Source organism: Daejeonella sp. JGW-45, from assembly GCF_029360805.1.
Lineage (GTDB): Bacteria > Bacteroidota > Bacteroidia > Sphingobacteriales > Sphingobacteriaceae > Daejeonella.
Genome location: NZ_JARKNC010000010.1, coordinates 215,284 through 227,141, shown reverse-complemented (window position 1 = coordinate 227,141; position 11,858 = coordinate 215,284). Strand labels below are relative to the sequence as shown.

10 protein-coding genes are annotated in these 11,858 nt (G+C 45.6%); 5 read left to right on the top strand and 5 right to left on the bottom strand.

The window, feature by feature from the left end; translation table 11 throughout:
* Window positions 1-31: 31 nt before the first annotated feature.
* From P2W76_RS14585 to P2W76_RS14575, 3 genes are all read left to right on the top strand, one after another.
* A complete protein-coding gene (locus P2W76_RS14585) occupies window positions 32-886 on the top strand; it encodes a S1-like domain-containing RNA-binding protein (protein ID WP_276348591.1) in 855 nt (284 codons plus the stop codon).
* Between the two features lie 65 nt (window positions 887-951).
* Complete coding sequence (locus P2W76_RS14580) at window positions 952-1,542, top strand: hypothetical protein (protein ID WP_276348589.1); 591 nt, start codon at window positions 952-954, stop codon at window positions 1,540-1,542.
* 321 nt (window positions 1,543-1,863) lie between these two features.
* Window positions 1,864-2,391, top strand: coding sequence for a glucosaminidase domain-containing protein (locus P2W76_RS14575; RefSeq protein WP_276348587.1), 528 nt, complete (start codon window positions 1,864-1,866; stop codon window positions 2,389-2,391).
* A 72-nt stretch (window positions 2,392-2,463) separates the two neighbouring features.
* On the opposite strand, the gene P2W76_RS14570 is transcribed toward P2W76_RS14575, so the two are convergent.
* The gene (locus P2W76_RS14570; RefSeq protein ID WP_276348586.1) at window positions 2,464-5,451 is read right to left on the bottom strand and encodes a PAS domain S-box protein; all 2,988 of its coding nucleotides are present in this window, start codon (window positions 5,449-5,451) and stop codon (window positions 2,464-2,466) included.
* A gap of 160 nt (window positions 5,452-5,611) precedes the next feature.
* Here P2W76_RS14570 and trxA point away from each other — a divergent pair, with 160 nt between their 5' ends.
* Entirely contained in the window at window positions 5,612-5,914 is a 303-nt protein-coding gene (gene trxA, locus P2W76_RS14565) for a thioredoxin (protein WP_276348585.1), read from the top strand.
* A gap of 1 nt (window position 5,915) precedes the next feature.
* Here trxA and P2W76_RS14560 read toward each other — a convergent pair whose 3' ends face one another.
* Window positions 5,916-6,377, bottom strand: coding sequence for a MaoC family dehydratase (locus tag P2W76_RS14560; protein WP_276348584.1), 462 nt, complete (start codon window positions 6,375-6,377; stop codon window positions 5,916-5,918).
* Between the two features lie 97 nt (window positions 6,378-6,474).
* Here P2W76_RS14560 and P2W76_RS14555 point away from each other — a divergent pair, with 97 nt between their 5' ends.
* Entirely contained in the window at window positions 6,475-7,560 is a 1,086-nt protein-coding gene (locus P2W76_RS14555; protein ID WP_276348583.1) for a DUF3810 domain-containing protein, read from the top strand.
* Here the strand turns inward: P2W76_RS14555 and P2W76_RS14550 are convergent, their stop codons facing one another.
* The 3 genes from P2W76_RS14550 to P2W76_RS14540 all read right to left on the bottom strand — a co-directional run bounded on the left by P2W76_RS14550 (window position 7,561) and on the right by P2W76_RS14540 (window position 11,700).
* Window positions 7,561-8,931 (bottom strand): putative oxidoreductase C-terminal domain-containing protein, encoded by a 1,371-nt coding sequence (locus P2W76_RS14550; protein ID WP_276348581.1) that lies wholly within the window; start codon window positions 8,929-8,931, stop codon window positions 7,561-7,563.
* A gap of 6 nt (window positions 8,932-8,937) precedes the next feature.
* A complete protein-coding gene (locus tag P2W76_RS14545; RefSeq protein WP_276348580.1) occupies window positions 8,938-10,290 on the bottom strand; it encodes a Gfo/Idh/MocA family oxidoreductase in 1,353 nt (450 codons plus the stop codon).
* Between the two features lie 105 nt (window positions 10,291-10,395).
* Window positions 10,396-11,700: an MFS transporter gene (locus P2W76_RS14540; protein ID WP_276348579.1), complete on the bottom strand. Its 1,305-nt coding sequence runs from the start codon at window positions 11,698-11,700 to the stop codon at window positions 10,396-10,398.
* Between the last annotated feature and the right edge of the window lie 158 nt (window positions 11,701-11,858).

Genomic DNA, 11,858 nt, shown 5'->3' with positions numbered 1-11,858 from the left:
TTAATCCCCGCATCAGACTCTTAACGCCGGCATGATAGATATTGGAAAATACAACGAACTCAGGTTCATAAAGAAAACAAACGCTGGTTTGATCCTTACCGATGGTGAGAAAGAAGTTGTTTTACCTTATCAGCATGCGCCGCAGGATATTGAACTTGGAGATAACCTCCATGTCTTCGTTTATATCCATAGTGACGGCCGCCTGATGGCGACCACTGAAACGCCCCTGGCAATGGTTGATGAGTTTGCTTTTTTGGAGGTAGTTGACACCAACGAGCAGGGCGCCTTCCTTGATATGGGTATCGGCAAGGACGTATTCGTTCCCGAGCGTGAGCAGAAGCGCCCCATGAAGATAGGCCAGAAATATGTGGTTTTCTTATATACGGACGAAAGAAATGAACGGATCACCGCTTCATCCCGCCTGACCGATTTTATCGACCAGGATTCACACGACCTGGAAGAAGGAGACGAAGTGAGTTTGCTGATCTTCGATGAAAGCGACCTGGGCTACAGCGCCATCATCAATCAGCAATACGCCGGATTACTTTATCATAATGAAGTATTTGAAGACCTGCAGCCTGGTGATGTAAGACGGGGCTTTGTTAAAAAGATACGCGAGGAAAATAAAATCGACCTTAGTTTGCAGGTTATCGGTTTCAGGCACATCCTCGACCTGAAGGACAGCTTAATGATCGAACTGCAAGAAAACGGTGGCATCATCAACCTGGGAGATAAAAGTTCACCGGAAGATATTTATAACCAGTTGAAGATTAGCAAGAAGGCATTTAAAAAGGCTATTGGCAGTCTTTATAAAGAGCGGCTTGTAGTTGTATCCGACGATTCTGTAAAACTAGTTATCAAGCCCGCAGACGAGACGGCAGGATAATTAATTTGTTATTCAGCAGAAAAAAAGCTAATATTAATAAGCAAATGTGCTGTTAATATCAGGCTATGAAAACAATCATATTTTCTCTCGCACTACTATCCGCGGGATCAGCTGCATTCTCACAAATGATACCCTCTGCCGAAGTTCAAATTAAAACTGCGGTTTTAGCCGCACCGGCCGACAAGCGCGATAAAGCAACGGTTCTTGGATATAATCAGAAAGGTGAGCTGGTTGAATTAAGGAAAGGATCAAATGAGATGATCTGTCTTTCTGACGACCCAAAGATCGCCGGTCTGAATGTTGCCAGTTACCACCAGGATCTGGAACCGTTTATGAAGCGCGGCAGGGATCTCAAGCTTTCGGGCAAGTCGCCGAAAGAAGCAACTGATATACGTGACGCAGAAGTAAAGTCGGGTAAACTCAGTATGCCGAAACAGCCCACAACCTTATATGTCTATACGGCAAAGGCCGAGAATTTCGATCCTGCTGCCGGCACTGTAAAAGATGGCTTTCTAAGGTATGTTATTTATATCCCCTATGCTACTCCGGAAAGCACAGGCCTGCCTACCAAGCCAGATGTTGCAGGCATGCCCTGGTTAATGGATCCGGGATCTCACCGTGCCCACATTATGATCACTCCCCCTCAAAAGAATTAGAGCGATTGTCAGATTCCCGTCACAAACATGTTGGCTGATACGCCGGCTTAGTCTTGCATTTTAGAGGGGTGTTTTATCTGAGGGATTTCCTAAATCCCTGTTTAGGCAGTATAGAAGCAAACTATCTTCAAATCTCCTGCTGCTCAACTGTCCCCGGCCAAGCGTTCCGGGTTATCCGGCAGGCCCAGAAAAAACATATCCGCGGAAATAATCGGCAATTTATTGCGTTTTAGATTCAACCTTCCTTCCTAAACCGCTTCTGTCACGACCTAATTAACTGAGGAATTAACTAAGGAGTACCTCCTTATTTAAAGAACAATTATGAAGAAATATTTCTATCATGTACTGGTATTAGCTATCGGTTATGGAGTAGGATTTGCTTACCCGACAAAGGGGCTTCTGACCGCATCTCCAGTAGAAACAAAACAATCTGAAAACGTTGGTGTACCAAATGATTTTTCTGAGAAAGCTCTCGTGGCTCTTATGAAAGAGCTGAAGATCAAGTATCCGGAAATCGCATTATCGCAGGCCAGACTTGAAACAGGTAATTTCACCTCAGCTATTTTCAAAGAAAACCACAACCTGTTTGGTATGAAGATGGCCGAGATCAGACCTACGTCTGCTATCGGGATAAACAGGGGTCATGCGCTCTACACCGACTGGAAACAATCTGTTATTGACTACGCTTTGTTCCAGAGCTTTATAATTTCAAAGCTTAAAACGGTTAATAAAGATTCGTACCGGGCACATATCCAGAAATACTATTCAGAAACGTCCGACTATCTGGCAAGAATGGACCGTGTAGGTTTAACAGATATCCGTGATGACCTTCTGAGAGGAAAACTATAATCAGAAGAATTAAGATATTCACAACAAAAAGAGCTAAAGGAGACTTTAGCTCTATACAATTCCCAGGTTCCTTCAGTGTAGTTTTTCCTGGTCGGGGATATTGAAATAAAAAGTGCTGCCCTTGCCTACCGTACTTTCGATCCAGATCTTACCGCCGTGTTTTTCCACGAAATTACGGCATAATACAAGCCCCATTCCCGTACCCTTTTCTCCAAGGGTACCGTATGAGCTAAAGCCCGTATCGCTGCTAAACAGCTTGGCTATATCCTCTTTTGATATCCCTACCCCATTGTCTTGAACAGAAAACAAATATCCGCCCTTTTCGCGTCTGACATTTATTACAACCTGTCCGTGCTGATTGGTGAACTTAATCGCATTAGTTACCAGGTTGCGTATGATGGACGCCAGCATGTGCTTATCTGCATCAATAGACATCCCCTCGGCCATTTCTTGCTTCAGCTGGATCTGCTTCGCTTCGGCAATCGGCTCTAACTTTTTCAATGTGTGTCTTATCTCTGTTGCGAGATCATCAACGCGCGTTGGAATAAAATCTACGGAGTGAAACTGGATCCTTGCCCACTCGAGCAAGTCTTCAAGTAGTTCATGAGCATTCAACACCCCTTTCTGCATCATTTGCATGTATTCTACCAGCTCATCCTTGCTGGTGTTTTCAATATCCATAAACACAACCTCAAGCAGACCGACACAACCCGCTATCGGGTTTCTCAGATCATGAGCGATTACGGACAGCAGCTTATTCTTCTGGTCGTTCAGCGTATTAAGGTCGTTGTTCAAGGCCTGTAATGAGTCCTGTTGGGCCTTCCTGTCGGTCACATCACGCATACTGCCCTCCGTACCTACTATTTCTCCATTTTGTATAATTAACTGGGCGTTCACAGAAGAGTACCTGCGCTCGCCGGATCTCGTCTTCAGGCGCACTTCGAAGTCGCTGACCATACGATTTGCCCGGATGGATTCAACCAATGCTTCCTTGTCCTCCAGGTTATAATAAAAATCGGTTGCAGGCTTGCCGATAACCTCCTCGCGGGAATATCCTGAGTGTTTCTCTATTGATGGGCTTATCTCGGTCACTATTCCTTCCTGGTCAGTCTGGTAGAATACATCCTGGATATTCTCAAATATCCTCCGGTACTTTTTTTCACTTTCTAGAAGTGCACTTTCCGCTACTTTGATCTGCGTGATATCGTAAGTGATACCCAGCAGGCCGGATATCTTGCCATTGTCGAAGAGGGGAATTTTAGAGGTCAGCAGACACCTCGTGCGGCCGTCTATCCAGGTTATAACTTTTTCGCGGTTTATTATCGGCTTACGTGTTGTAAAAACCTCCTGGTCCTCCGCAACAGTTATACGTGCAAAATCTATTGGGAAGAGTTCAAAATCATTTTTGCCCAGGATCTCTGAAGCGTCCTTAACACCCATAAAATCGCACTCTGCTTTATTCACCAGCATTTTGCGGGATTCAAGATCTTTAATAAAGACAGCGGTGGGGATATTATCAATCAGGGTACGCAACAGCTCACGTTCCTCTCTTAACGCATCCTCAACAGCCTTCTGCTCCGTGATGTCCTGGATCTGAACGGTCCAGTGCGATGGTTTATAATCGATGTCATGAACCACAGAGCTGGCCTGGTGGACCCAAACCACTGTTCCGTTCTTATGAATGTAACGCTTTTCCAGGTGATATGATTTCTTCGACCCGCTTAAAACCTCCCTTACAAATGGAATGTCCTTGTCACGATCATCGGCATGGGCTAATTCATATAAAGAGCGCGACATCAGTTCCCGGTTGGTGTAACCTAAGATCCGGCAGAAGCTCTCATTTATCCTGATCCATCTGCCATCAATGTCCATAAGTGACATTCCCAGGGCCGAGTACTCGAAAGCGGCCCTAAACTCGGCCTCACTCAATCTCAGGTTTTCTTCGGCTCTTTTCCTTTCCGTTATATCCACCATCGATACGCTGGTCCGCCGGATACCATTTGAGTCGGTAAAGGAAACCGACGAGATCTCGTGCGGGAAGCGTTCCCCGTTTTTGCGTATACCGGTCAGTTCTGCCTCAGCAGATCCTGTTTCCTCGCGCCTTTTTACGTAGGCCGCGAGATTTGGATCCGACGTATCCAAAAGATCAGCCCTTCCCAGCGTCCGCATTTCGTCGATGGTGTAGCCAAACATATCCAGGGCAGTTTTATTAGCTTCGAGGATACGACCGTCCGGGTGGATCAGGAAATGTGCAGTTAGCGAATTGGCAATAATGGATTTGTATTTCTCTTCACTGTCTTTCAGCAGCATACTTTGCAGCTTTAATTCCTGAATATCCTGAATTGTTCCTGAAATACGTATGCATTCTGAATCCTTAAATTGCGGATTACCCCTTACCCGTAACCATAAGGCCTTACCCTTAGCTGTAATTATTTCCTGGTCAATATCGAATGACTTCCGTTCATTAACAGCCTCATCAACTACTGAATCCATTTGAGCCTTATCAGAATCTTTTTTCAAAAAGTCCCTGATCTTTTCGAGGCTGGGGATAAAATCTTCTTCAACTTCGTAAATATGCTTTACCATAGGCGACCAGAATATAGTCCCCGTGATCAAATCATGCTCCCATGAGCCAATCCGGGCAGCCTCATTAGTCTCTTCATAGAGGTCCAAAACCCTTTTCATTTGGGTCTCTTCTTCTATCTGGGCAGTAATATCCTCAGAATACATCACCATACCCAAAATATTCCCTTCGGGATCCAACCAGGGGCTTACATCCCATCTTAACCATTGAACTGTACCATCAAGCCTGACAAACTTATCTTGTGGATTCGTTTGAGCTTTACCACGCAGACATTCGGAATGTATGGCCTTCCATGCGTCGCCGATCTCAGGGAACAGATCATAGTGTGATTCGCCGATAAGGTTTTTTCCCTGAAGTCCGTAATCTTCAACCCACCGGTGGGAAGCAGCCACGTACTTCATATTATTATCTACAACGGCAATGGCTTTGGGGACGACCGAAATGATACTAATTAACTGATCGGCGGTGTAACTCATATACTGGGTAACGGCTAAAATATTAAGGTAAACAAATACTCTTGAAAATAGTTACGTAAAAGTATATTCTTTATACGTTGTTTTGCAGCTAATGGTTTTTAACAGACAATTGAAACCCAATTACCATCGCCGCTATTATTAACATATATAAAAAGTAATTATGTCAGCATTTAATGAGATAATAGGATCAGACCAGCCCGTTCTGGTCGATTTTTCGGCCGAGTGGTGCGGCCCCTGTAAAATGATGGCGCCCATCCTGACACAGCTAAAAGGGATGATTGGCGGCAAAGCGAGAATACTTAAGGTAGATATAGATAAAAATCCCGCGGTCGCGCGGCATTATAATGTCCAAAGCGTTCCCACCTTAATACTTTTTAAGAATGGTGAAGCTAAATGGCGCCAGTCAGGAGTAATCCAGGCAAGCCAGTTAAAAGCTATAATTGACGCGCAGGCAGGCTCCTGAGTTAATCTATAAAATGGTAAAGAAACACTACGTTACCTGCAAAAGCAGGTTTCTTTTGATCCTTTATCTGCAATTCTACACCGATAGTCACTTTAGTTATCCCACGCAGGTTAGCAATCGCTTTAAGGTTTACGCTTAACCTCACCTCGCTGCCAACCACCACGGCCTGCCCGAACCTCAGGTCTTCTATGCCATAATTGATCTCCATTTTAAGATTCTGGATATCGATGATCTTCTTCCATAAATAAGGGATCAGGGAAAGGGTTAAATATCCATGAGCTATAGTGGCTTTAAAGGGTCCCTCATTTTCAGCTCTGGCAGCATCGGTATGGATCCACTGATGATCAAGCGTTGCATCGGCAAACTGGTTGATCTGCTGCTGATCTATCTTGTGGTACGGCGACACGCCGAGATCTTTTCCCAGATAAGCTTCAAACTCCTGGTAGTTCTTTATTGAAATCATGTGGTATAGCTTTTATATTAAAGCGTCTAAAAGTAAGAATAATTGTCACTATACGCTATGAACATAAATTCCGGCCGGAATTATCTATTTTGCAACAATGAGTGACAAGAGCAGACTAAAACGCGGGCTGACATGGGTAGCTGCATGCTCCCTTGTCCTGGCCCTGATCTTTAGCCTGAAAGCCTATCCTGACTTTACTGAAGCCTTTTACTCACAGGGGCTCTACAGGCTGATTCGTGGCGGGGTACAATTTCTATTTAACTACGTCCCGTTTAGCGTCGGCGATCTCCTGTATATTATAATCATAGGCTTATTGCTAAGCGGACTTTACCGGCTGGTGCGGTTCCTGGCAAAAAAGGAATTTCGACACGCAGGCCTGCTGTTCCTCGGCTTTATCGTGAAACTGCAGATCGCTGTTTGTGCATTTTATTTCCTGTGGGCGCTTAACTATTTCAGGCAGCCTGCCGCTGAGAGACTGGGTTTGCAGAACTATGAATATGACCAGGAACAGCTTTTAACCGTCACGTCCATGCTTATCGATTCTGCAAATACGAGTCGTCAGGTCCTGAGGAACGAAGATATGTCAGTTTCAAACCAGGAAATACTAAAACCTGCGGTCGAAGCTATCAACAGCCTGAAAACATTTAACCCGCCGCTTCCGGCTATTAAGCCAGCAGCTAAGAAAAGCCTGTTGAGTCCGTTGTTGAATTATCTTGGTACTGCAGGGTATTACAATCCCTTTACAGGTGAAGCCCATTTCAATAGTTTAATGCCTGTATTTACGAGGCCTTTTGTTGCCTGTCATGAGATGGCCCATCAGATGGGATTCGGGGCTGAGGATGAAGCTAATTTCATTGGCTTCATTGCAGGAAAATCATCCGGAAACGCCCTATTGAAATATTCGGCCTATTATCTGGCTGCACAAGAGTTTATGGCCGAAGTGTGGCGGGTCGACAGTATAGCTTTTAAAAAAATGCGGGGAAAGATTTTGCCTGCTGTGCTTGAAGATCTGCAAACAGAGCGCGAATACTGGACCAGATATCAGGGAGATGCTGCCCGGCTGAGCAGCATCTTTTATGATAATTACCTGAAGGCCAATAAGCAACCCGCGGGGATGCGGACTTATAATAAGATGATCAGGCTTTCTATGGCCTATTACCGCCGTGAAGGCCTGATCAACTAGCTATTTGCTCTTAAGCGCGATTTCCCGGGCCTGCGTAGTAGTATAGTACTTAGCAAGCATATTAGGAACTTCCCAATCCGGAAGTTTACCGGCTTTAAGATAACTCAGGTAAGCTTTGGTCACCTGTGCAAAGTGTTCCTCGTGGCCCACCTTGTATTCTGCCGGGATGAAAACTTCCCACAGACCTGCTCCCTTAGGCTTAAACTCAAGACCTTTATATTTCTCCTTAAGCTGCTTTACTGCATTTAATTTGGTCAGGTCAGCCTTCGTTTTCACGTAAAGAACCGGTTTATAAGCCTCATCCTTACCCTGCATGATGATCGCGTCTGCCTTAGTTCCGCGGATGATGGAGTAATGTGTATCACCTGTACCCTCAGGAGCTTTAAAATCCCAGGTCACGGAAACATTGGCATGGATACCCTTTATGGTGTAATTGATCTCGCCATTCGAATAAACGCCAAGAGAATCGCCCTTCACGTATGGCGACAGATAGGAGGGATATTCCTTCTTTTGAGTTACATCTTCAAACTGCGAGCGGCTAATGGTTGTTGGCCAGCGCTTTGCAGTTTTAACTTCAATGTCGGTTTTGTAATCCAGGATACTATCCGGAAAACATGCCCATTGAATGAGGTCGACCATGTGAGTGGTGATATCGACCAAACCTTCTCCCTGCTGATTGACGTCAAAGAACCAGGACGGTCTTACGAGGGGCGCACCCGAAACATTCTTGTAAAAATGATGCACGCTTCTTTTAACGACAGCAGGATTTTCCACGGTGCCTTTAACCAGCTGTCCGAATATTTCCGGGCTGTTTGCTATTTCCTTCTGCAGCATGCTCGTGATCTCATACCTTTCTGTCATGATATCATACAACAGCACCTTATTCTTTTCTGCCGTTTCAAAAGCCGATACCAGCTTATTAAATCCGTCGGAATCTATGGCCATCGGCTTATCGGCCAGTACATTAAAGCCCGCATCTACAGAGCGGCTGATATATTCGGTCTTCTTTTGATTGTTGCCCGCGATAACTACGACGTTACCGGATTTATCGGCCAGCATTTTTTCAAAAAAATCGGCGCCGGTATAGATCTTCTCATTCCATTTGGTGGGATCAGTTTCCCGCTTGTTATAATTATCAACGAGCTTCAGGTGTGACTGCAGTTCCTGTCCCTCAGGAGCATAAACATGCACATCAGGGCTTACGCCATTGTACATTGATTTCTGCACCAATGCCGAGTGAAAATGACCCGGATCTAAGGTGATCAGCTTTACTGTGGCCGAATCCTGCACGCCTTCCTTTTTATTATCACTGCTGCATCCTGATCCCGCCAGGACAGAAGTTAAACCTAAAATATAAATCGATCTTTTCATTTACTGCTAAACTTTAGGTTCCCAGCCTTTTTCATATTCACGTTTCCAGAGCTTCATTGCCTGCTTGTCGTTCCTGATACGTCCATTTGATGGATCTATATCCAGGGCTCTTCCGGTTCTCTGTGCGATATTTCCCAGCTGCACCAGCAGCGTGCTCTTATGTCCGCTAACAATGTCGGCGTTAAGAGGTTTACCATCTTTGATACCATCTAAGAAGTTTTGAAGATGGTAAGCATCCAGGGCCTGCGAAGGGCTTGTCAGACTGCTGGTGTTTACTACTGAAGTAGCTTTCACCTCTTTTACGATCTTGTTCTTTAAATCAAAGATCGTGTACGCATTGCCGCCGGTGATCAGCATGGAGCCATTTTCACCGTAGAACATAACCCCTACGCTCGCACCTTCTATAGCTTGCGGGTTACAGCTTCTTCCTTCCCAGGTGATCATAGAGTTATTCCCAAATTCCATGTTAATTACCTGGGTATCGGGAGTTTCCCAGTCGTCCTGATAGCGGTAGCGACCACCATTGGAGCTAACCTGTGTCGGATAATCAACACCAAGACCCCAGCGGGCAAGGTCGACCATGTGCGTTCCATTGTTCAGGGCTTCACCGGTTCCCCAATGCCAGAACCAATGCCAGTTATAATGTATCAGGTTATCCTTATAAGCCACTCTCGGAGCCGGGCCCTGCCACAGATCGTAATTGAGCCATGTTGGCACAGGCACGTTCTTACCTACCCCGATTGACGGCCGGTTATTGGTATACCAGGTTTTAGCCATATAGGGGCGGCCAATCACTCCTGCGTGAAGCTCCGCAATACCCTTAGCCACATTTGGCCATGAGCGTCGCTGGTTACCCATCTGAATTACATTCTTATATTTCAGAGCTGCCGCCATCAGCAATTCCCCTTCGTGAGGATTATGACTGCATGGCTTTTCAAGATAAACATGCTTTCCGGCGGCTGAGGCCAGCAAAGCTGCAGGTGCATGCCAGTGATCCGGCGCGGCTACAACAAGTGCATCCACATCCTTATCTTCCAGGGCTTTCCTGAAATCAGGTACTGCTGTCGGGCTTGTACCCTGGATCTTCCGGACGCTGTCAATACAAACCTGGGCAGCGCGACTGTCTACATCGCAGATATTGTATATTTCACAATCCTTTAGCGCTGCAAAGTTATTTGCAAGCGCAAGACCCCGGGAGTTAACTCCCATCGATGCTATCTTAATGCGTTCGTTTGCACCGAGAATACGGTTGTAACTGCTTGCACTGAAACCGGGCAATATTCCACCGAAGGATAGTGCTGCTGCCCCGGTTACTGTTTTCCTGATAAAATCCCGCCGGGATTCTGCTTTTTTACTCATGTCATTTCATTTTTTCCGGCCAGGCCGGTCATTTATTAATAGGATAAGATGAAACTGAATTATTCCGCTTTTAAATTAGCAGAAAAAAATCAATTTCACTTTAAATTATAGATCCTGAATAGGCGTCATCCTGGGAACCAGTACCCTGAACATTAAAAACCACGCGATCAAATAGGCTGTTCCGCAGAACAGGAACAGTATATAATATGCCGTTTCTACCTCGCCCAGTGCCCGGTAATAATCTAAAAGCAGCCCTGCAGTTTTCGCGACGGCGATAGCACCGAAGCCACCTACCATTCCCCCAATCCCAATTACCGCTCCGATGGAACTTTTGGGGAACATATCAGAAACTGTGGTAAAAATGTTTGCTGACCAGGCCTGGTGAGCAGACGCCGCAATACCAATGATTATGACCGCATACCACATATTATAGGAGCCGGCCTCCTGTGAAAACATCACCATCAATGGAAATATCGCATAGATGAGCATCGATGTTTTCCGCGCTCTGACCATACTCCAGCCTTTGCTTTTCACAAACCACATTGGCAGCCAGCCGCCCAGCACACTTCCAAACCCTGCCATTATATATACTACTGCCACAGGGAAACTAATTTCCGTACCCTCAAGGCCATACTCAGCAATTAAAAATGCAGGGAGCCAGAACAGGAAGAACCACCAGACGCCGTCAGACAGGAACTTACCAACTGCAAACGCCCAGGTTTGTTTGTAAGTGAGAAGCTTAGTCCACGGAATGGCAGGTTCATTCTTATCCAATACAGCAGCGTCCATATCAGGATCGCTGTTAATATGTGCCAGCTCGGCTTCCGAAACGCGTTTATGCTTAGCCGGCGAATCGTACATGAGAAACCAGAATATGAGCCAGACGAAACCAACTGCACCGGTAGCTATGAATGCCATTTGCCAGCCATAGGTTATGGCGATCCAGGGCACTACCAGGGGTGCGATGACAGCCCCGATATTGGTCCCGCAGTTGAAGATACCGGTTGCAAGTGCCCTTTCCTTTTTGGGGAACCATTCTGCTACCACCTTAATAGCCGCTGGAAAATTACCCGCCTCTGTTACACCCAAAGCTGCCCGGACAGCGCCAAATCCAAAGGTAGTTCTGGCAAAAGCATGCATAATAGCGGCGATGCTCCATAAGAACAAAGAGATCGCATAACCCATCTTGCTCCCTATCCTGTCGATCACACTACCGATCCCCAGCATACCCAACGCGTAAGCAAGCTGAAAAGCAGCAACGATATTTGCATAGTCTGATTCGCTCCAGGAAAATTCCTTTTCCAGCACGGGTTTCAGTAAACTGATCACCTGCCTGTCAAGGTAATTGATAGTGGTTGCAAAGAATACCAGAGAACAAATGGTCCAGCGGTAATTAGTCATGTGCTTCATTAGCTATATTTATTAAGAGGTAATATGCAGCTGTTTAATAGTGTTAATACTCAATGCCTCCACACATCAGAACCGGTATTTCGATTAAGTTTCAAAAGCAATATCGCAATTAAAGTGTGTAATCAACACCAAGCATGCATATTTTATTAATTGAGGGC

What these genes read in the sequence shown, in the direction of transcription:
- trxA (WP_276348585.1), top strand. Translation starts at nt 5,612, where the DNA reads ATGTCAGCATTTAATGAGATAATAGGATCAGACCAGCCCGTTCTGGTC.
- P2W76_RS14585 (WP_276348591.1), top strand. Translation starts at nt 32, where the DNA reads ATGATAGATATTGGAAAATACAACGAACTCAGGTTCATAAAGAAAACA.
- P2W76_RS14570 (WP_276348586.1), bottom strand. Translation starts at nt 5,451, where the DNA reads ATGAGTTACACCGCCGATCAGTTAATTAGTATCATTTCGGTCGTCCCC.
- P2W76_RS14560 (WP_276348584.1), bottom strand. Translation starts at nt 6,377, where the DNA reads ATGATTTCAATAAAGAACTACCAGGAGTTTGAAGCTTATCTGGGAAAA.
- P2W76_RS14550 (WP_276348581.1), bottom strand. Translation starts at nt 8,931, where the DNA reads ATGAAAAGATCGATTTATATTTTAGGTTTAACTTCTGTCCTGGCGGGA.
- P2W76_RS14540 (WP_276348579.1), bottom strand. Translation starts at nt 11,700, where the DNA reads ATGAAGCACATGACTAATTACCGCTGGACCATTTGTTCTCTGGTATTC.
- P2W76_RS14555 (WP_276348583.1), top strand. Translation starts at nt 6,475, where the DNA reads ATGAGTGACAAGAGCAGACTAAAACGCGGGCTGACATGGGTAGCTGCA.
- P2W76_RS14580 (WP_276348589.1), top strand. Translation starts at nt 952, where the DNA reads ATGAAAACAATCATATTTTCTCTCGCACTACTATCCGCGGGATCAGCT.
- P2W76_RS14545 (WP_276348580.1), bottom strand. Translation starts at nt 10,290, where the DNA reads ATGAGTAAAAAAGCAGAATCCCGGCGGGATTTTATCAGGAAAACAGTA.
- P2W76_RS14575 (WP_276348587.1), top strand. Translation starts at nt 1,864, where the DNA reads ATGAAGAAATATTTCTATCATGTACTGGTATTAGCTATCGGTTATGGA.